This window comes from Serratia fonticola (genome assembly GCF_001006005.1).
Taxonomy (GTDB): domain Bacteria; phylum Pseudomonadota; class Gammaproteobacteria; order Enterobacterales; family Enterobacteriaceae; genus Chania; species Chania fonticola.
The window spans coordinates 5432539-5452559 of record NZ_CP011254.1 but is presented as its reverse complement, the minus strand read 5'-3'; the positions used below and the strand labels follow the sequence as shown (position 1 = coordinate 5452559).

General features: G+C 56.5%; 22 protein-coding genes. 6 read left to right on the top strand and 16 right to left on the bottom strand.

The window, feature by feature from the left end; translation table 11 throughout:
* Positions 1–5: 5 nt before the first annotated feature.
* From paaX to paaA, 12 genes are all read right to left on the bottom strand, one after another.
* Positions 6–947 (bottom strand): phenylacetic acid degradation operon negative regulatory protein PaaX, encoded by a 942-nt coding sequence (paaX, locus tag WN53_RS24255; protein WP_024485595.1) that lies wholly within the window; start codon positions 945–947, stop codon positions 6–8.
* Positions 948–1206: 259 nt separating this feature from the next.
* Positions 1207–2514 carry a phenylacetate--CoA ligase PaaK gene (gene paaK, locus WN53_RS24250; RefSeq protein WP_024485594.1) on the bottom strand — a complete coding sequence of 436 codons (1308 nt, stop codon included), beginning with the start codon at positions 2512–2514 and terminating at the stop codon, positions 1207–1209.
* Between the two features lie 19 nt (positions 2515–2533).
* Positions 2534–3739, bottom strand: a complete 1206-nt coding sequence (pcaF, locus tag WN53_RS24245) for a 3-oxoadipyl-CoA thiolase (protein WP_024485593.1) — start codon at positions 3737–3739, stop codon at positions 2534–2536.
* Positions 3736–4176, bottom strand: a complete 441-nt coding sequence (gene paaI, locus WN53_RS24240; RefSeq protein WP_024485592.1) for a hydroxyphenylacetyl-CoA thioesterase PaaI — start codon at positions 4174–4176, stop codon at positions 3736–3738. Before paaI ends, pcaF begins: the two co-directional genes overlap by 4 nt.
* Positions 4176–5705, bottom strand: coding sequence for a 3-hydroxyacyl-CoA dehydrogenase (locus tag WN53_RS24235; RefSeq protein ID WP_390901730.1), 1530 nt, complete (start codon positions 5703–5705; stop codon positions 4176–4178). The genes paaI and WN53_RS24235 overlap by 1 nt, the downstream gene beginning before the upstream one ends.
* 13 nt (positions 5706–5718) lie before the next feature.
* Positions 5719–6516 (bottom strand): 2-(1,2-epoxy-1,2-dihydrophenyl)acetyl-CoA isomerase PaaG, encoded by a 798-nt coding sequence (paaG, locus tag WN53_RS24230; RefSeq protein WP_024485590.1) that lies wholly within the window; start codon positions 6514–6516, stop codon positions 5719–5721.
* 3 nt (positions 6517–6519) lie between these two features.
* Positions 6520–7293, bottom strand: coding sequence for a 2,3-dehydroadipyl-CoA hydratase PaaF (gene paaF, locus WN53_RS24225; protein ID WP_024485589.1), 774 nt, complete (start codon positions 7291–7293; stop codon positions 6520–6522).
* A gap of 9 nt (positions 7294–7302) precedes the next feature.
* Positions 7303–8361 carry a 1,2-phenylacetyl-CoA epoxidase subunit PaaE gene (paaE, locus tag WN53_RS24220; protein WP_024485588.1) on the bottom strand — a complete coding sequence of 353 codons (1059 nt, stop codon included), beginning with the start codon at positions 8359–8361 and terminating at the stop codon, positions 7303–7305.
* A gap of 14 nt (positions 8362–8375) precedes the next feature.
* Complete coding sequence (gene paaD / locus WN53_RS24215; RefSeq protein ID WP_024485587.1) at positions 8376–8873, bottom strand: 1,2-phenylacetyl-CoA epoxidase subunit PaaD; 498 nt, start codon at positions 8871–8873, stop codon at positions 8376–8378.
* Between the two features lie 8 nt (positions 8874–8881).
* Positions 8882–9643, bottom strand: a complete 762-nt coding sequence (paaC, locus tag WN53_RS24210) for a 1,2-phenylacetyl-CoA epoxidase subunit PaaC (RefSeq protein WP_024485586.1) — start codon at positions 9641–9643, stop codon at positions 8882–8884.
* Positions 9644–9652: 9 nt separating this feature from the next.
* Positions 9653–9940 carry a 1,2-phenylacetyl-CoA epoxidase subunit PaaB gene (paaB, locus tag WN53_RS24205; RefSeq protein WP_021180891.1) on the bottom strand — a complete coding sequence of 96 codons (288 nt, stop codon included), beginning with the start codon at positions 9938–9940 and terminating at the stop codon, positions 9653–9655.
* A 14-nt stretch (positions 9941–9954) separates the two neighbouring features.
* Positions 9955–10893 (bottom strand): 1,2-phenylacetyl-CoA epoxidase subunit PaaA, encoded by a 939-nt coding sequence (gene paaA, locus WN53_RS24200; protein WP_024485585.1) that lies wholly within the window; start codon positions 10891–10893, stop codon positions 9955–9957.
* A 318-nt stretch (positions 10894–11211) separates the two neighbouring features.
* On the opposite strand from paaA, the gene paaZ reads away from it, so the two are divergent.
* Complete coding sequence (gene paaZ, locus WN53_RS24195; RefSeq protein ID WP_024485584.1) at positions 11212–13284, top strand: phenylacetic acid degradation bifunctional protein PaaZ; 2073 nt, start codon at positions 11212–11214, stop codon at positions 13282–13284.
* A gap of 74 nt (positions 13285–13358) precedes the next feature.
* Here the strand turns inward: paaZ and WN53_RS24190 are convergent, their stop codons facing one another.
* Entirely contained in the window at positions 13359–14915 is a 1557-nt protein-coding gene (locus WN53_RS24190; protein WP_024485583.1) for a sensor domain-containing diguanylate cyclase, read from the bottom strand.
* A 126-nt stretch (positions 14916–15041) separates the two neighbouring features.
* Between WN53_RS24190 and WN53_RS24185 the strand changes: the two genes are divergently transcribed.
* A complete protein-coding gene (locus WN53_RS24185) occupies positions 15042–15239 on the top strand; it encodes a hypothetical protein (RefSeq protein ID WP_024485582.1) in 198 nt (65 codons plus the stop codon).
* Between the two features lie 45 nt (positions 15240–15284).
* Here the strand turns inward: WN53_RS24185 and WN53_RS24180 are convergent, their stop codons facing one another.
* The gene (locus WN53_RS24180) at positions 15285–15701 is read right to left on the bottom strand and encodes a VOC family protein (protein WP_024485581.1); all 417 of its coding nucleotides are present in this window, start codon (positions 15699–15701) and stop codon (positions 15285–15287) included.
* 477 nt (positions 15702–16178) lie between these two features.
* Here WN53_RS24180 and WN53_RS24175 point away from each other — a divergent pair, with 477 nt between their 5' ends.
* Positions 16179–16427, top strand: a complete 249-nt coding sequence (locus WN53_RS24175; RefSeq protein WP_021805741.1) for a GlsB/YeaQ/YmgE family stress response membrane protein — start codon at positions 16179–16181, stop codon at positions 16425–16427.
* A gap of 84 nt (positions 16428–16511) precedes the next feature.
* Complete coding sequence (locus WN53_RS24170) at positions 16512–16901, top strand: YidB family protein (protein WP_021180899.1); 390 nt, start codon at positions 16512–16514, stop codon at positions 16899–16901.
* Positions 16902–16936: 35 nt separating this feature from the next.
* Here WN53_RS24170 and WN53_RS24165 read toward each other — a convergent pair whose 3' ends face one another.
* Both WN53_RS24165 and WN53_RS24160 read right to left on the bottom strand, forming a co-directional pair.
* Positions 16937–17944, bottom strand: a complete 1008-nt coding sequence (locus WN53_RS24165) for an NAD(P)H-quinone oxidoreductase (protein WP_024485580.1) — start codon at positions 17942–17944, stop codon at positions 16937–16939.
* A gap of 137 nt (positions 17945–18081) precedes the next feature.
* Positions 18082–18291 carry a hypothetical protein gene (locus WN53_RS24160; RefSeq protein WP_021805739.1) on the bottom strand — a complete coding sequence of 70 codons (210 nt, stop codon included), beginning with the start codon at positions 18289–18291 and terminating at the stop codon, positions 18082–18084.
* Between the two features lie 204 nt (positions 18292–18495).
* Here WN53_RS24160 and WN53_RS24155 point away from each other — a divergent pair, with 204 nt between their 5' ends.
* Together WN53_RS24155 and cspE are read left to right on the top strand one after the other, a co-directional pair.
* Complete coding sequence (locus tag WN53_RS24155) at positions 18496–19359, top strand: ion transporter (RefSeq protein WP_024485579.1); 864 nt, start codon at positions 18496–18498, stop codon at positions 19357–19359.
* Positions 19360–19646: 287 nt separating this feature from the next.
* Positions 19647–19859, top strand: coding sequence for a transcription antiterminator/RNA stability regulator CspE (gene cspE / locus WN53_RS24150; RefSeq protein WP_004946278.1), 213 nt, complete (start codon positions 19647–19649; stop codon positions 19857–19859).
* Positions 19860–20021: the final 162 nt, after the last annotated feature.

The following is a 20021-nucleotide window of genomic DNA, read 5'->3' as shown; positions in this document are numbered from 1 at the left end:
ACTCCTCAAAATGTAGTGGGATCGCGCGGCAGTCCGCCAAAGCGGCGATAGTAACCGGCACTGGGTGCAGGTAAGGTGCCGATGGAGGTTTCTGCCAAAGCGCTGACATATTCCGTTGCGGCGCGATCCACTCGCTGATAGATATTGATGCACAGGTTGCGGGCGATTTGGCCTTCCCATTGAGCGGGTAACAGGGCATCTGGCAGCAGAGGATCTTTCAACACCACGCGGCGGAAAAAGTGGATTAATAATAGCTTAATCTGAAAGCATCGCAGGGGCGTCAGTTCCTGCTCGTCGGCTTCGCGCAGTAAGGCCATCAACGGGCGGAAGGAGACGATAAACTCATGGTAGTAACCGGCCACCTCGCTCAACGACCAGCAGTTAGCGACCATTTGCCGCAGCGTCTGTTCGGAACGGTTATAGGGATAGTCGGCACGGAAGTAGATCACCTGTTCACTAGCGTTGAGCTCGCCAAGCAGGGCGGTGACGTCGGTTTGCGCATGGGTGGGCGCGGCCATCAGGTTGTTGGCGATCTGGCCAAAGCCCAGCCAGCCCAGCTCTTTTTTCAGCCGTACACGCTCGGTTTTTTCCGCACTTTCCAACAGCAGTAGCTCCCACTTGCCATCCCACTGCGGCTGTTCGCTGAGGTAGATTTTGGATTCGGCATGGCGAAACTGGCGCATACCCTGTTCGGTAACGCGGTAATAGCTGCGCCGCCCAAGCTTCTCTACGTCCAGCCAACCTTCTTTTTGCAAACGAAATACCGAGGTACGCACAAAGCGATCGCCGAAGCCCAGGGCTTCCAGCAGTGCGCTTAAGCTGCCCAGCCACACCTCACCGCCGCGATGGCTCAGCGCATCGCCGTAGAGTGAGATGATCAGCGAGGTGCCGCTGATCGGTTGGGCACTTAACGCATGGCGGATAAAGTCGTCCAGTTTATGTTCCATATTTTTCCCTGGGTAAGCCTTTGCTGAGACACGACATTAGCATAAACGACAAAGGCTTGCCCCTCACCCCAACCCTCTCCCACAGGGAGAGGGAGCTGATTGCCCCTGCTCGTTTGGAAGTAAAACGATAATCTCAGCAAACTCGTTCGCCCCTATAACCAAGATGCACCAGTCGGTGTTCAAGGTGAATCATTAGACTTTCAGCCCAACTCGATCGGTCCCCTCTCCTTTTGGGAGAGGGTTAGGGTGAGGGGAAAAATCACCGTGGCCGCAGATCGATCACCCGCTGGGCCTTGCCTTCCGAGCGAGGAATATCGCCACAGTTGGCAATGCTGACATCGGTGCTGACCCCGACAATCGATTTGATATGGTGGCGCAGCTGGTGGCAGATATCGCAACGCTGCTGGTGGTTGAGCGTCAGAGCCGACTCTTTCAGCTCCACCCGTACCGCCAAGGTATCCAGATGCCCGGCACGGCTCACCTGCAGCTGATAATGCGGCGACAGATGCTCGAACTGCATAATCTGTTCTTCGACCTGTGAAGGAAATACGTTCACGCCGCGAATGATCAGCATATCGTCGGAACGGCCGGTGATTTTGCCCATCCGGCGCATGTTGCGGGCATCCCCTGGCATTAGATGGGTGAGGTCGCGCGTACGATAGCGGATCACCGGTAGCGCCTCTTTGGTCAGAGTGGTGAAAACCAGTTCGCCATGCTCGCCGTCGGCCTGTATCGCGCCCGTCTCCGGATTGATAATCTCCGGCAGGAAGTGGTCTTCCCAGATGGTTGGGCCGCCGCCGCTTTCGGCACACTCCATCGCCACGCCTGGCCCCATCACTTCGGAAAGGCCGTAGATATCCAGCGCCTTGATCCCCATGCGTGACTCGATCTCATGGCGCAGGGATTCTGACCAGGGTTCTGCACCGAACACGCCCAAACGCAGTGAGCAGTTGCGTGCATCGCCCCCCATTTTGCGTTCCAGCTCGTCGATCAGCGTCAGGCAGTAGGAAGGGGTCACCATGATCACGTCGGGTTTGAAATCCAGGATCAGCTGCACCTGCTTCTCCGTCTGGCCGCCGGACACCGGGATCACCGTCGCACCCAGGCGTTCTGCGCCATAGTGCGCGCCCAGCCCGCCGGTAAACAGGCCGTAACCGTAGGCAACGTGGATTTTGTCTTTGGCCGTGGCCCCGGCAGAGCGCAGGCAGCGGGCGACAATATCGGCCCAGTTATCGATATCCCGCTGGGTATAACCTACTACCGTTGGGCGACCTGTGGTGCCAGATGAAGCATGAATGCGTACCACCTGTTCCATCGGCACGGCAAAGGTGTCGAACGGGTAGTTGTCACGCAGATCCTGCTTGGTGGTGTAGGGGAACAACGCCAGATCGCTCAGTTGCTTCAGATCGCTCGGGTGAACGCCGGCCTGATCGAACTTGCGTTGATACATCGGTACGTTGTTGTAGGCATGGTGCAGGGTCCATTGCAGGCGTTCCAGCTGTAATGCTTCGATTTCGTCGCGTGAAGCAAATTCAATCGCGTCGATGGGCCGTGGATTTGTAGTCATCTTTTTAGCCTCGCAGGTGTTAGACACGCTCAATAATCATGGCAATGCCCTGACCGACGCCAATGCACATGGTGCACAGTGCGTAGCGGCCAGCGCGACGTTCCAGCTCAAACAGGGCGGCCAGTGCCAGGCGCGCACCGCTCATGCCCAATGGATGGCCAAGCGCGATGGCACCCCCATTGGGATTGACCTGTTCGGCATCATCCGGCAGACCAAGCTGGCGCAACACCGCCAACGCCTGTGCGGCGAATGCTTCGTTAAGTTCAATGACGTCCATCTGCGCCAGGCTTAACCCGGCGATTTCCAGGACTTTACGGGCAGCGGGCAGCGGGCCGATCCCCATCAATCGTGGCTCCACGCCGCAGGTGGCGGTGGCGACAATGCGCGCCCGTGGCGTCAGACCTTGCTGCAACGCCATGGCTTCGGAAGCGACAATCAGCGCCGCCGCACCGTCGTTGACGCCAGAAGCATTGCCAGCGGTGATACATCCCGGCTGACGGAACGGTGTTTTCAGTTTTTGCAGTTGCTCCAGCGTGGTTTCTGCGCGTGGATGTTCGTCTTCGCTGAACTGAGTAATGACTCCTTTCTTGCCGCTGAGGCTCACCGGGATAATTTCCTGTGCCAGGATCCCCCGCTGTTGTGCCAGAGCGGTGCGCTGCTGGCTGCGTAGGGCAAAGGCATCCTGATCGGCACGGCTGATGCCAAACTGCGTCGCGACGTTTTCGGCAGTTTCCGGCATCGAGTCGGTACCGAAAGCCTCATGCATCAGCGGGTTAACAAAACGCCAGCCGATGGTGGTATCAAACAGCTGTGCCTGACGGCTGAAGGCGCTGTCGGCCTTGCCCATCACCAGCGGGGCGCGGGTCATGGATTCGGCCCCTCCGGCCAGGACCAGGCTGGCTTCACCGGCCTTGATACTGCGGGCCGCCATCGCCAACGCATCCAACCCCGAACCGCATAGCCGGTTGATGGTGGTACCGGAAACGTTTTGTGGTAGCCCGGCCAGCAGCGCCGCCATACGGGCCAGATTGCGGTTGTCTTCCCCGGCCTGATTGGCGCAGCCGAGGATCACGTCATCTACCCGTGACCAGTCCACATTAGGGTGGCGCTCCAGCAGAGCACGCAGCGGCAGGGCAGCTAAATCGTCGGCCCGCACGTTTGCCAGCGCGCCGCCGTAACGGCCAATCGGCGTGCGGACGCCATCGCAAATAAAGGCCTGATTCATGGCTGCTCTCCTAAAATGCTGTGGCCCAACCGATGGGCGCGGCCACGGAACCAGGCGACGGTTTTCCCCAGTTGGTTAACGATTTCAACGTCGTACAGCCCGGTAGTTTTACCCTGATGGCGCACTTCAGCGCAGGCGGTGAGGCGATCGCCTGCCAGCGCGGGGCGGATAAAATCGATGGTGCAACCAGAAGCGACCGCTGCCAGCCCCTGACTGTTGCAGGCATAAGCAAACGCGGTATCTGCCAGGCTGAACAGCTGGCCACCGTGACAGGTTTGGTGGCCATTGAGCATCTGCGGGCCGACGGTCATGCTGACTTTGGCCATGCCTGCATCCACGGCATCGATGCGCATATCCATCGCCTGTGCGCAGGTATCCTGGCTAAACATCTGTTCGGCGCAGCGCTGGGCCAGCGCGCGGGGAGTGTTGGCATTCATCAGCATTTGGCTCCTGAATAATTGGCGGCATAACGGCGCAGCAGCGGCATTGGGCGATAGCGGGGTTCCGCGTAATAACGTTGCAGGTTTTCCAGCGTGGTGAGGATCTGTTGCCAGCCGAGCTTGCTGCCCCAGGCCAGCGGACCTTGTGGGTAGTTGACGCCAAACCGCATGGCATCATCGGTATCGGCAGCGTTGGCCACGCCTTTGTTCACCACGTCCAGGGCTTCATTAGCCAGCATGGCAACGGTGCGCATCACCAGCAGGCCAGGGTAGTCCGGCAGATGGATCACCTGTTTACCCAGCGATTGCAGCAGGCGGATGACCTTGGCCGTGTGCGGCACCGTGTTTTGCTCGGCGCTGCTGATGGCGATAACGGGGGCGTGCTGATAGTTGACGGACAGGTCGAACAGTACCACGGGCGATCCGATTTCTTCGGCGACTTGGCTTGCTGTTTTACCATTTGTTAACATAAATGTAACTTCATCGATCCGGGCAAACGGACTGGTCTGGCCAGGATGTTTGATCGCCGCCGCATTTCCCGTCAGCAACTGTGCAAACTCACCGATGGCCGACCAGTCGCCGTGCAACGTGACGGAATGAGGCATGTCAGCCGTTACCGCCGAAGCAAAAGTTGCCGACGGCGCGACCTGTTCGCTGCCATAACGGTAAAAACCCCGGCCACTCTTGCGGCCCAAATGCCCGGCAGCCACCAGCTCCTGCTGTACCAGCGAAGGAGTAAAGCGGCTGTCCTGATAGAAGGCGTGATAGACCGACTCGGTGACGGCATAGTTGACGTCTTGGCCGATCAGATCGGTCAGTTGCAGTGGTCCCATGGCGAAACCGCCAGCATCACGTAGCACGGCGTCCAAGGTGGCTGGATCGGCAATCTGTTCTTCCAGCGCGCGAAGGGCTTCACCGTAGAAAGGCCGGGCTACGCGGTTGACGATAAAGCCTGGCGTAGAACGGCACACGACGCTGTGCTTACCCCAATGTTGAGCCAAGGCTTGCAGGTTGCTCAGCGTTTCCGGGCTGGTTTCCAGCCCACCGACGATCTCCACCAGTTTCATTAACGGAGCCGGGTTGAAGAAGTGCAGGCCCGCCATGCGCTGCGGGTGTTGAAGCGCGCTGGCGATGGCGGTAATAGAGAGTGATGAGGTATTGCTGGCAAACAGCGTATCGGTAGAGCATATCGCCTCCAGATCGCGAAACAGGCTCTGTTTGATCGCCAGCTTTTCCGCCACCGCTTCGATTACCAGGCTGCAGTCGGCCAGATCGCTCAACGAACTGGCCAACTGAATATGACCCAGCAGGGTTTCGGTGCTGTGGGCATCGGCTTTACCTGCCTCGACCCGCTTGCGCAGGCGTTGCCCGAGCTGTTCCAGCGCACGGGAGGCGGCGGGCAAGGCGATATCGAACAGCTTGACCCGGTGTCCTGCCGCAGCGGCCACCTGGGCAATACCAATCCCCATGGTTCCGGCACCAATTACGGCGACCGGCGCAGAAGTTATCGCCATCTTCTCGTTCATGGCTGTATCCCGTTCATGACTGCTTCCCGCTGAAGTTCGGTGGGCGTTTGGCGAAGAAGGCGCTGACGCCCTCGCGATAGTCGGCACTACGGCCACCCAGGCGTTGTAAATCGCGCTCTAAATCGAGCTGTTGGTCGAGCGTATTGCTGGCCGAGCTGTACATGGCCTTTTTAATCAGCCCCAGGCCGTAAGTAGGTTGGGTAGCAAGCTGTTTGGCCATGCTTTGGGTGTGGTCGGCCAGCTCGGCGGCAGCCACGACCTGCCAGATCATTCCCCACTCCAGCGCCTGCTGAGCGCTGATTTTGTCCCCCAGCAGCACCATACCCATGGCTCGCGCATGCCCGGCCAGGCGTGGCAGATACCAACTGCCGCCGGAGTCTGGCACCAGGCCCAGTTTGCAGAAAGATTGGATGAAGCTGGCGTTGTCGGCGGCCACCACGATGTCGCAGGCCATTGCCAGCGCGGCACCCGCTCCGGCAGCAACGCCGTTAACCGCGCAGACGATCGGCTTGGGTAGGGCACTCAGGCGGCGGATCAGCGGGTTGTAAAAACGTTCTACGGACAGCCCAAGATCCGGAGGGGCCTGATCCACACTGACGTTACGATCGTTCAGATCCTGCCCGGCGCAGAAGCCGCGCCCGGCACCGGTGATCAGCACGCAACGCACGCTGTCATCGCGCTCGGCTACGGTTAGCGCCTCGCTGAGCTGGTGGTGCATTTCATCGTTAAAGCTGTTGAGCCGGTCGGGGCGGTTCAGAGTAATGGTCAACACCCCGGCGTCGATGTGGCTAAGAATTAATGCGTTTTCCATAAATCAGCGCCCTTGATAGTTCGGTGTACGTTTTTCGAAGAAGGCGGCAATGCCTTCCCGGCGATCTTCGGTAGCGGCCAGGGTGACAAACTGCTGACGTTCCATCTGCAAGCCCTGGCTGAGGCCGGTTTCCTGCGCCTGTTTTAGCGCCTGTTTGGCCGCGCGCAGTGCCAGCGGTGCCTGTTGGCTGATGCGTTGGGCCAGTTGTTGAGTACGCTCCAGCGTTAATGCGTCGACACAAACCTCGCTCACCAGCCCGGCTTGCAGTGCGCAGCGGGCGTCGATGGCTTCACCGGTCAGCACCATTTGATAGGCGCGGGACTTACCCACGCTGCGGATCAGGCGTTGAGTACCACCGGCTCCGGGTATTAGGCCTAAAGTGATTTCCGGCAGGCCGAAGCGGGCGCTTTCGCCGCAAATCGTAATGTCGCAGGCCAGAGCCAGCTCACAGCCAGCACCGAGCGCGTAACCGTTCACTGCCGCCAGCAAGGGTTTGCTGAACTGGGCCAAACGCTGCCATAGCAAAGGGCGGTGATCGAGTTGGGTAGCGGCGACATCCTGCTGCTGTAATTCGCGCAGATCGGCACCGGCAGCGAAGAACCGGGCGGCACCGGCGATCACCACGGCACCGACGTCGGCATCGCTATCGGCCTGTTCCAGTTGATAGACCAACTGGAACAGGCAGGCAGTGCTCAACGCATTGCGGGCATCGGGGCGGTGCAGCGTCAGTGTGACCACGCGTTGCTGCTGTTCGCGCAGGATCCAAGGGGTTTCCATCGTCGGCTCCTAAACGTCAAAGTCCAGCACCACGCCTTCACCGCGTGGCCAGGACTGGCAGCTCAAGACATAGCCTGCCGCCAGTTGATCCGGCTCCAGGCTGTAGTTGATCGCCATATCCACCTCACCGGCCTTCAGTTTGCATTTGCAGGTAGCGCAGACGCCGCCTTTGCAGGCGTAGGGCAGATCGGCTCCTTGGCGCAATGCGGCATCCAGAATGCTGTCATCCTCGCTGCCGACGTCGATTTTGAGGCTGCGGCCGTCGAGCCGGATCTCTACCTGGGTAGCGTTGCGGCTAGCTGCATTGGCAGGCCGGGCGACGATGCCGCTGGTGTTGAAACGCTCGCTATGAATACGTTCGGCAGGCATACCGGCCAGCTCCAGCACGGTGTGCGCGTCGTCCATCATCGATTCCGGGCCGCAGATAAAGGCGTGGTCGAACTCGTTGAAGTCCACCAGCGTGTTACCCAGCGCGGTCAGGTGGTCACGGTCGATGCGGCCACTGAGCAGCGGGCTGTCGAGATTTTCCTGGCTGAAGAGATACAGCGGCTGGAAGCGCTGTGGATAACGGTTTTTCAGATCCGAGAGGGCTTCTTTAAACATCACCGAGCGGCTGGTGCGGTTGCCGTAGATCAGCGTGAACTGGCTGTTGGGTTCCAATTGCAACGTCGCCTTGATGATCGACAGCATCGGTGTGATGCCAGAACCGGCGGCTATCGCCAGATAGTTGCCCTGGGTTTGTGCCTGCGGCTGGTAACCAAAACGGCCCTGCGGCAGCATCACTTCCAACTCGTCGCCCACCTGCAAGTTTTGGTTGATAAACGAAGAGAAGCGCCCCTGATGGATCGCCTTGATGCCGATTTGCAATACGCCGTCTTGCGGTGCACTACAGATGGAATAGCAGCGGCGCAGTTCTTCACCGTTGACCCGGGCTTTGAGCGTCAGATGTTGGCCGGGGGTATAGCCGTAATGGGATTTCAGTTCGTCCGGGACGCGCAGCGTGATGGCTACGGCGTCCGGGGTTTCGCGCTCGATGGCTGCGACATTCAGGCGATGAAAGACCGTCATGGTTTTCAGTGCTCCTAAATACATTTGAAATAGTCGAACGGTTCCCGGCATTCGCAGCAGCGGTAAAGCGCTTTGCAGGCGGTGGAACCGAACTCGCTGATCTTTTCCGTGTGCTCGCTGCCGCAACGGGGGCACTGCACCGGGCCGTTGGCTAAAGGCTTCTCACAGGTTTGCCCCTGTGGTGGTGCCACGCCGTATTCACGCAGGCGATGGCGGGCATCCGCATTCATCCAGTCGGTGGTCCAGGCCGGGCTGAGGCTGATGGTGATCTTCACCGGGCTGAAACCCGCTTCGTTCAGCGTCTGTTCAATGGCGTTGAGCAGATACTCGGTCGCCGGGCAGCCGGAATAGGTTGGGGTAAAGGTGATGTGCCAGCCTGCACCGTCGCGCTCCACGTCACGTACCATGCCCAAATCGGTAATGGACAGTACCGGCAGTTCGGGATCGCTGATCTGCTGTAAGCAGTGCCAGATCTGCGGGATCTCGGCCGGTTGCAGTCGGGTGATATTCATCATTGCCTCTACCAGCTACAGTTCGGGTAAGCGCGTGGCAGAAACTGCATCTCTGCCAGCATCGGGCCGAGGTGTTCAGTGTGCCGCCCTTGCTTACCGCCGTGGCGAAATGCCTGCTCGGTGGGCAGCGCGAGCGTGGCCTGTTGCAGCGTGTCGTTAACCATAGCCTGCCACGGTGCCTGCAATTGGCGCGGATCGACGGCAATACCCAGTTCGGCCAGCTGCAGTTCAATTTCATCGGCGTGGAACAGCTCGGCGGTGAAGCGCCACAGGTCGTTTAATGACTGCTGTATCTTCTGGTGGCTGATTTCACTGCCGTCACCCAGGCGGATCATCCAGCCGTGGCTGAAGCGCAGGTGATAATCCGCTTCCTTCAGCGATTTGGCGGCGATGGCGGCCAGTTGGCCGTCTTTGCTGCGGCTCAATTCCCGGTGCAGCAGCACGTGGTAGGTATCGAGCAGGAACTGGCGCACCAGCGTGTCGTTAAAGCCGCCGTTGGGCTGTTCTGCCAACAGCAGGTTGTGGAATTCACGTTCGTCGCGGCCAAAGGCCAGGCTGTCTTCGCTGTGCTGCGGGCCGGAAAGCTCGGCGGCATAGGCCAGGAAATTACGCGCCTGGCCCAGCAGATCGAGGCCAATATTGGCCAGTGCCAGGTCGATCTCCAGCTCAGGAGCATGGCCACACCAAGCGCACAGGCGCTGTGCCAGAATGAGCGGTGTATCGCCCAAGCGCAGGGCATAGTTGATTGTTGCTGCGTTACTCGTCGTCATGGCCTGCCTCTACATGTTCTTGATGCCGTCGGGGATGGTGTAGAACGTGGGATGACGGTAGATTTTGTCGTCGGAAGGATCGAAGAATGCCGCCCGATCCTCCGCTTGAGAGGCGATCAGGTGGCAGGATTGCACTACCCAGATCGAACAGCCCTCACTGCGGCGGGTGTAGGCATCGCGGGCGTTTTCCAGCGCCATCTGATCGTCTGCTGCATGCAGGCTGCCCACGTGGCGATGGGCCAAACCCTGCTTGCTGCGGATAAACACTTCATACAACGGCCATTCGGCGTGAGTCATTTTTCTCTCCTCGATTAAGCTGCATTTGCCGCGCGTTTGCTGGCATGTGCCATGGCACCATCCCGTACCCAACGGCCTTCGTCCCAGGCTTTACGCTTGGCTTGCAGACGTTCGTGGTTGCACTGCCCGCGCCCCTGGATCACCTCGTGTAGCTCCGCCCAGTCGATCTCGCCAAAGCGGTAATGCCCGCTGGCCTCATCCCATGCCAAATCGGCATCGGGAGCAGTCATACCCAGGGCTTCCAACTGCGGTACGGTGTTGTCGATAAACTTCTGCCGCAGCTCGTCATTGCTATGGCGTTTGATCTTCCAGGCCATGCTCTGTGCGCTGTGGGGGGAATCGCTATCGTTGGGGCCAAACATCATTAGCGCTGGCCACCAAAAGCGGTTGATGGCGTCCTGCAACATGGCCTTTTGCGCTTCGCTGCCCTGGGCCATCACCATCACGGCTTCATAGCCCTGACGCTGGTGGAAGCTCTCTTCTTTACAGATTTTCACCATCGCTCTGGCATAGGGGCCGTAAGAGGCACGACACAGGGCTACCTGATTGACGATGGCGGCACCGTCGACCAGCCAGCCGATCACACCAATGTCAGCCCAGTTCAGCGTTGGATAATTGAAGATGGAGGAGTACTTCATCTGACCCGCGAGCATCTTTTGGTAGATATCCTGGCGGGTGCAGCCGAGGGTTTCCGCCGCGCTGTACAGATAAAGGCCGTGCCCGGCTTCATCCTGGACTTTCGCCAGTAACACCGCTTTGCGCCGCAGGGAAGGGGCGCGGGTCAGCCAATTGGCTTCTGGCAACATGCCGACCACTTCGGAATGCGCATGCTGGCCGATTTGCCGGATCAGATTGCGGCGATAGGCATCCGGCATCCAGTCTTTGGCTTCGATGGAGATATCGGCGGCGATCTTGTCGTCAAAGTGCTGCTGAAATTGTGCGTCAGTTGTCATGCTTGCCTCTTGGTGATTCATGTTTTTCACATTAAAACCAAAAATGTGAATCACTTTAACTAACCGTAAAGCTACAAGTTGATAACAACAAGATCAAATACAAATACTGTGGTTTTGCGATGAGTATCACAATGTGTTTTGTTATTTCATTGATTTTAATGTTTATTTATTTTTGGTGTTTATCGATAACACTGGTGTTAACTCAGCGTTTGGATGATTTTGTTTTGCTTTTGTTAAATTTTAACCTGGCGCGGAGTGGAATTTATGTGATACATCATTAATCTTGATAGTGTCTATTTATGAATTCCGGAGGAGCAAATGCAGCAGTTAACCAGTTACCTTTCTGGCGCTTGGGTGTACGGCCAGGGTCAATCCCGCGAGATCCAGCATGCCGTAACCGGCGAGCCTTTGTATCAGGTCTGCTCCGACGGGCTGCCGTTGGCCGCCAGCCTGAGCTATGCCCGCAAGCTGGGTGGCACGGCGCTGGCAAAGATGACGTTTCAGCAGCGCGCCCAGATGATGAAAGCGGTGGCTAAACACCTGCTGGCTAATAAAGAGGCGCTGTATCAGATCTCCTATCAAACCGGGGCCACACGCAATGACAGCTGGGTTGATATCGAAGGTGGTATCGCCACGCTGTTCTCCTATGCGGGATTGGCAGGGCGCGAACTGCCGGACGATTCGCTGTGGCCGGAAGATGAGCTGATCCCACTCTCCAAGCAGTCGCAGTTTGCTGCACGTCATGTGCTGACCTCTCGCCCAGGTGTCGCATTGCATATCAACGCCTTTAACTTCCCCTGCTGGGGTATGTTGGAGAAGCTGGCACCTACCTGGCTGGCGGGGATGCCGGCCATCATCAAACCTGCCACCGCTTCGGCACAGCTAACCCAGGCGATGGTGAAACTGATTATCGACAGCGGGCTGGTGCCTGAAGGGGCATTGCAACTGATCTGCGGCGGCGTGGGCGATATGTTCGATCACCTCGATTATCAGGATGCGGTCACCTTCACCGGCTCGGCGCAAACCGGGCAGAAGCTGCGTTCCCACCCGCGCCTGCTGGAGAAGTCCATCGCCTTTACCATGGAGGCCGACTCGTTAAACTGCTGCGTGCTAGGGGAGGACGTGACGCCAGAGATGCCGGAGTTTGCGCTGTTTATCAAAGAGGTCAGCCGCGAAATGACCAGCAAGGCAGGGCAAAAGTGTACCGCTATCCGGCGCATTATCGTTCCGGTGGCCCGCATTGCCGAGGTACAGCAAGCGCTGTTGCAGCGCTTGGCTGGTGTGAAAATTGGCGACCCACAGCTGGAGCAGGTGCGGATGGGGGCGTTGGTCAATCAGGAACAGCGCGACGACGTGCAGCAAAAGGTGGAATTCCTGCTGCGCAATGGCTGTGAACCACTCTGCGGCGCAACGCTGGATAAGTTAGAAGTGGTGGGCGATGGTGCGCAATCAGGCGCTTTTTATCCGATCACCCTACTGTATTGCGCCGATCCGTTCCGCCATCAGGCCGTACATGGCACCGAGGCGTTTGGCCCGGTGGCGACGCTGATGCCTTATCAAACGACTGAACAGGCCATTGAGTTGGCGCTGCTGGGGCAAGGTAGCCTGGCCGGATCGTTGGTGACGGCTGATGCGGAGTTGGCTTCACAGTTTATTCGAGCAACTGCCTGCGCCCATGGCCGCATGTTGGTGCTGGATCGCCACGCGGCGACGGAATCGACCGGCCACGGCTCACCATTGCCTTTGTTGGTGCATGGCGGGCCAGGGCGAGCCGGCGGTGGCGAAGAGCTTGGTGGGCTGCGGGCGGTAAAACACTATATGCAGCGCACGGCGATCCAGGGCAGTCCGTCGATGCTGGCGGCCATCAGTCGTGAATGGGTCCGGGGTGCCGACGTGGTGGAGGAGCAGGTACACCCGTTCCGCAAATACTTTGAGCAGTTGCAGATTGGCGAAAGCTTGCTGACTGCCCGCCGTACCATTACCGAAGCCGACCTCGTCAACTTTGCCTGCCTGAGCGGCGACCATTTCTACGCGCATATGGACAAGATCGGTGCGGCGGAATCACTGTTTGGTGAGCGAGTGGCCCACGGTTACTTTGTGGTTTCTGCCGCTGCTGGCCTGTTTGTCGATCCGGGCGTCGGGCCGGTGATTGCCAACTATGGCATGGAAAACCTGCGTTTTATCGAGCCGGTGAAGATTGGCGACACCATTCAGGTGCGATTGACCTGTAAAAAGAAAATCCGCAAGCCGCAGAAAACCGCCGAGGATCGCCCACATGGTGTGGTGGTCTGGGATGTGCAGGTGCTCAACCAGCATCAGCAAGCCGTAGCGCTGTATAGCATCCTGACGCTGGTGGCGCGTCAGGAGGGGGATTTCAACACGGTGCACTAAGGCTGGATCGTCGGGGCATCATGTTAAGATGCCCCATGATTTGCTGAAATGATCTACCCTAACTATTCTGAGCCCTAGAGGCTGCAAACCCGGTTCTTACCGCCTTTTTTCGCCGTATACAGGGCGTTATCCGCCACGCTGACCAGGCTCAGCGGCGTATCGTTATACGGGTGCGGGACTTTAGCACTGGCACCTATGCTGGCGGTGATAATCCCCAGCGGACTGCCTGCGTGGGCGATCTTCAACTGCCGGATGCCCTCTAGAACCCGTTCGGCAAAGGCGATTGCGCCTTGAAGATCGGTATCCGGCAGAATAATTGCCAGTTCTTCACCGCCGTAACGTGCCATCAGATCGCCAGGGCGGTTGACCATGCTTTGCAGCATGCGGCCCAACTGTTGCAAACACTGATCCCCAGCCACGTGGCCGTAGATATCGTTAAACTGTTTAAAATAATCAATATCCAGCATCAACAGGGCTACGCTGCGATCGTTGCGCGCCGCCCGAGTCATTTCGTTTTTCAGTGCGATATCAAACTGGCGGCGGTTGGCCAGGCCGGTCAAGCCATCCAGCAAGGCCAGTTCTTCCAGCGTGTGGTTCATCAGCGTCAGTTGATCACGGGTGCGCACCAGCTCGACTTCGGTCTGTACGCTTTGATTAATCTGACGTATCAGTACCAACCCCAGGGCCAGCAGTATGGACAGCAGGACTCCTCCACCGAGTGCAAAAAGTGACGCATCGTTACGCCAGTCGGCCAGCACGTCTTTTTTCGACAGCCCAGCAGTGATCACTAGCGGATAACGTTCCACCTGCGAATAACCATAAACCCGTTCTACATTATCGAACTGTGAGACCATGGTGACGTTGCCAAAGGGTGAGTGCGGCAGAACTTCGCGGAATAAAAGGCTGTGGGAGATGTTTTTCCCGATGGCATCCTCATTGTATGGGCGGCGGTACAAAATGGAGCCGTCGGCCAGCACCAGACTGAGGGAGGCGTCGTTGTTAAGGGCAAAGGTGTTGTAAAACTGGCGGAAATAATCGACATACAGCGTTGCAATCACCACGCCGGCAAAGCTGCCATCCGCATGGTTCAGGCGGCGTGATACCGGGATAATCAGATCGCCGGTTGAGCGGCTACGGATCACCTCGCCGATATAGACCGTATTATTGTTATGAGTGACGTGGTATTTAAAGTACGCCCGGTCAGCATTATTGGTATGGCTGAGGGGTTTACCGTTGGACGTCAGGAGCCAGTTGCCTTGGGCATCATAGACAAAACTGCCGTGCAGTTGCGGGAAGTTGCTGGCCTGCGTCTGCATGACTTTTTGCAGGCGTAAACGCTGGGGTTGGCCTAGGCCATCGGTTTCAATACGTTCGCTGAGATCGACCAGGTTATTGTCTACCTGCGCAAAGGTATCCTCGGCATGCTGTGCCAGCGAGCGGGCCAGATTCGCTGAATCATTTGCGGCAATTTGCAGGTTACGTTGATGAGAGTTCCAGATTTGCCAGGCATTGAACATGATCAGGGTGAACACGACGATAATCACAAACACGCCTGCCTGATAGAGTAACGGCGAGTTTTTCTTTTTCCCGGGTAATGGCTGTTTTTGGGGCGGGAGCTGCGGCGCTAACATAGCATTCCTGTCATGGAATCAGTTGGGGTCGGGGACTGCGAACAATCTTAACCCTTATATTTTCATCTTGCATGTTCCGTTATATTTTCAGGATATGTTCAGCATAAATTGGCCCTTGGGAGGCGCATGGCAGCACTATCTGACGCAATGATGCAGGTTTTACTGACGCTGGCGGTATATTACCCGTTTACGCTTCTGGCGCTGGCCGGGTTGATGATTATCGCCTACCAGCGGCGCAAAATGCCTGTCTGGCGTTTGGCTCTGATATTGTTGCTGGTGTTGTTTGTCTTGTTCTCCCTGGTGGCTTCTAGCTGGCATCGTTAGCGCTGGGCAGTACCTATCCTCACAGCCAGGCACTACACCATGCGGCTACTCGACGTTGACCATCCAGTTGACACCGAACTTATCGGTCAGCATGCCAAAGCCCTTGGCCCAGAAGGTCGGTTGGAAAGGCATGGTGATGCTGCCACCTTGGGCTAGCCGGTTGAACACCTCCTCGCCTTTCTCGACGTTTTCACTGAGGATCGACAGTGAATACCCACTATGTGTCGGCCCGCCTGGATCGGCCGGGCATCCATCCGATGCCATAATGACGTTATCCCCGATCACCAGCCTGGCATGCATAATCGACTCAGGATCGGCATTGGGCGGCCCATTTTGCTGCTCCTCTGCCGGAATATCTTGGTAACGCATCATGATTTCAATATTGCCGTTTAGCTGCTGAGCATAAAAATTCACCGCTTGCTCACAGTCACCGGCAAAAAACAGATAGGGTTGAATCAACATAGTTCCTCCTCTTGGATCACATGCCCTGCAAGGTTGCTGAATTTGTAGGGGGGTGAAGATGTTCGACCAAAGGAACGCCGAATAGAATAAAAACGTCTTGGTCAGGAATGATTAATGACTGATTGGCCGACGACTTTCACATAAACAACTGCGCAGCGGAACCATCCCACACGGCGGCCAAGGTATAAACCAAAACCAAAAACAGCATGAAAGGGGGGTTGCTCATGGCGCTATCCTCGGTCGAAGTTCGGTTGAGCATCATTTAGTATAGCTGATTATCGCCACACAAGATGACAGCTGGATGAAAATTGCACACGGTGATTTTCAGACTGCAAGAGGTAGGTAACTCGCTGATTTTTGACTATAGTAATAAGGTACAGAGACGTAAATACTGTCAGAGGGTGGTCTCTGACGGAAAGCGTCTGATAAAGGTATTGCCAGCAAGTTTGGGCAATAGGTCAATTAGGGAGAGTAAAAATGGGTATCATTTCCTGGATCGTTTTCGGGTTAATCGCTGGTATTTTGGCCAAGTGGATCATGCCGGGTAAAGACGGCGGCGGCTTTATCATGACCGTGATCCTGGGTGTGGTAGGTGCAGTTGTCGGCGGCTATATCAGTACCTTCTTCGGTATGGGCCGGGTTGATGGCTTTAACCTGGGCAGCTTTGTGGTTGCCGTTATCGGTGCTCTGGTGGTGCTTTTTGTCTACAGAAAGATCAGAAGCTAAGCCGGGTTCGATCAATAGGGGTCGCTGCGGCGGCCCTTTTCTTTTAAATGCGACAAACGTACAGCGTTTGAGAAGGGGATAGCGATGGGATTATTGGATGGGTTAGTCGGGGCATTGAGCGGTGGTAAAGGTATGGATTACAGCGCCATCTTGCAGTGGGTTGAACAGCAAGGGGGGCTGCCGGCTATCCTGGACAAATTCCGCCAGGGAAATCTGGCGGACGTGGTCGCCTCCTGGATCGGTACGGGTGAAAATCAGCCAATCAGCGGTGAACACGTTGAGCAAGCGTTAAGTACCGATGCCATTGCACAACTGGCAGGCAAATTGGGGATCGATCCGGCGCAGGCTTCTGCCCTGATTGCCCAGTATTTGCCGATGATCACTGACAAACTGTCACCCAATGGTCAGGAGCCACAGGGCGGCGATCTGATGAGCGCCGGGATGGATTTGCTGAAAGGTAAACTGTTCGGCTGATATTTACCCTCCGGTTTCTAGCCGGAGGGTTGCCATTACAGGGTCAGCATAATTTTACCGATATGCGCACTGGACTCCATCAAGGCATGGGCCTGTGCGGCTTGCTCCAACGGGAACGTCTGGAAAATCTGCGGTTTTAACTCCCCGCGTTCCAGCAACGGCCACACTTTCAGTTCCAGTTCGGCAGCGATCTGGGCTTTATCTTCCACACTGCGCGCCCGCAGCGTTGAGCCGGTATGGGTCAGGCGCTTCAGCAGCAGTGGCATCAGGTTCAGTTCTTTCACTACGCCGTTTTGCGTACCGATCTGTACGATACGCCCGTCCATTGCGGCGGCACGGTAGTTCTTCTCCACGTAATCCCCCGCGATCAAATCGACGATGACATCGGCCCCTTTGCCATTGGTGGCGGTTTTGGTCCGTTCGACAAAATCTTCGGTGCGATAGTTGATGGAGACGTCGGCACCCAACGCCAGGCTGGCCTCACGTTTCTCTTCAGAGCCAACGGTAGTGATGACATAGGCGCAGAAGGCTTTGGCCAACAGGGTGGCAACCGTGCCAATGCCTGACGTACCACCGTGGATCAGCACGGTTTCCCCGGCCCGAAGATGGCCACGTTGAAATACGTTGACCCAAACGGTGAAGAAGGTTTCTGGCATGGCGGCGGCTTCAATCATGCTGAAGCCTTGAGGGACCGGCAGCGCATTGCTTTCATGCACTTTACAGTATTCGGCATAGCCCCCACCGGCGATCAGCGCGCATACGGCATCACCCGGGGCATAACGTTGTACCCCAACGCCAACGGCCACCACCGTGCCAGCAATTTCCAACCCGGGAATGTCCGAGGCGCCCGGAGGTGGGGCATATTGCCCTCGGCGTTGCATAACATCTGGGCGGTTGACGCCGGCGGCAGCGACTTTCACCAGTATTTCACCTTGGGCCAATACTGGTAACGGGCGTTCAGCACTCACCAGAACCTCTGGTTCGCCCGGCTGGCTGATTTCGATGACTTTCATGTTTTCAGGTAGTTGTGCGTTGGATGACATGCCGTTCTCCTTGATCAATCTGCGTATTCGGGGTATTCCCGGCTGGATTATCTTATAGGGATAACAGAGTTGGCATGTGTGCGAAAGGGCGGTTTTGTCTCGACAAGCAGAGATACCGCCGCAAAGAGGGCAGAGGATCAGTCGTTTGGCGGAATACGAAAACCTTTCAGCGAGACGATAAAGTGTTTTTTGCCTTTGGAAATCTTGGCACCCTGATCGCACCACAGGCTGGCGAGCTGGAAAAAATCGTCGCTGTCAATGTCATAGGCCAGCTCAATCTTTTTCGCCGATCCTGAGCGGATCAGCGTCTCTGCCTGCTGGTGATTAATGGCTTTTACGGTGTTCATAGGCGAAATCCTTGGTGTTAACCCGGAGCGGATAATCGCTAACCATCATATGGCTGGATTGTGACATTTTTGTGATGAAAATATGACGTCGGGCCATTCTGCGTTTTGGCGCTCGTTTTCTCATGACCCTGTCACGGGTTAAATTTGGTGGTGCGCAGGTTCGGATCTAGTATGTGAGTAAATCTTTTTACCAGACATCAGATTATGACCAACAAAGTGCGCAAACAGACCCTACGCCAGCGTAGCTACCAGCTGTTGTTCGGTAACCAAACCCGAATCGGGCGCAGGATGCAGTTATTCTGGGTGAGTTCGGCGCTGCTCAGCGTGCTGTTGCTGTTTCTCGAACCCGGCGGCAGCTCGGTGTATACCCCCAATGCTCAAGTGCTTCATCAGCTGCTTTTGGCTGAGGTCTTTTTCACCGTCATTTTTACTGCGGAATATCTGTTGCGGCTGTGGTGCACGCCGAGTAAAGAGCGTTATGCCATCAGCTTTTTTGGCATTGTCGATCTGTTGACGATGCTGCCGATGTATATCATCTGGCTATTCCCGCATATGGCGGTGGAGTATGTCGTTCTGCTGCGTGTGTTGCGGATACTGCGCGTGTTGCGAGTCTTGAAACTGTTACGCTACATGAGCGAGATGGGTATTGTCTGGCGCAGCATCAAGCTGGCGCGCCATAAGCTGGCGATGTTCTTTGGCTTTGTCGGCGTGATGCTGTGCGTGTTTGGCGGCTTGATGTACGCGGTGGAAGGGGGCGCTGGCGGATTTACCAGCCTTGCCGCGTCGATGTATTGGGCGGTAGTCACGTTAACCACCGTGGGATACGGCGATATTGTGCCTCATACGGCCTTAGGGCGGATGCTGGCTTCTGTGCTGATCCTGGTTGGGTATTCGATTATTGCGGTGCCTACGGGCATCCTGACCGCCTACATGTCGCAGGAGATGCGGCGCTATCGGGAAGAGCGCCATTGTGTGCAATGCGACTGTGGTGGGCATGAAACCGAGGCGAAGTTTTGTAAATTTTGCGGCGCTGCGTTACCACCATTGTCAGTGAAATCCACAAGATAACGCCGATAATTTCGCCAGCGGGGAGCAAATTCTGTGCGTTCGCTCTCCCTTTCCAGCCTCACGAGCTAAAAAGAGTTGCTATTAAACGCCCAACATGAGTTAATGATTCTCGGCCTGTGGTACAGACCTATTTATGCACGACATTTTGAGTAAAGTAGTTCAAATTTAAAGCGTTATCCTTGATAGCTCTTCACTGACGAATTTCCTTTCTAGTGCCTCCATAAGTAACTGATGACCGGCTATTTCATGCCCATGGTGGCTTAAATTTTTTATTGAAGGAATTCAACATGTCTAACATGATCAAAGGTCAAGTGAAGTGGTTCAACGAGTCTAAAGGTTTTGGTTTCATCACTCCTGCAGACGGCAGCAAAGACGTGTTCGTACACTTCTCTGCAATCCAGGATCAAGGCTTCAAGACCCTGGCTGAAGGCCAGAACGTACAGTTCTCTATCGAGAACGGTGCTAAAGGTCCGTCAGCGGCTAACGTTACCGCTATCTAATCGGCCTCTCGCTGATTAACAAAAACCCGCCAAGGCGGGTTTTTTTGTGTCTGCGATTTGGGCCAGTAGGCGGAAAAACCGTTCACGGTCGTATGTCAGAGCTCTGAAAGACCAGCCTGACATTCTGCTAAGCTTTAGTAGTCATCGCCGCATTACGCAATG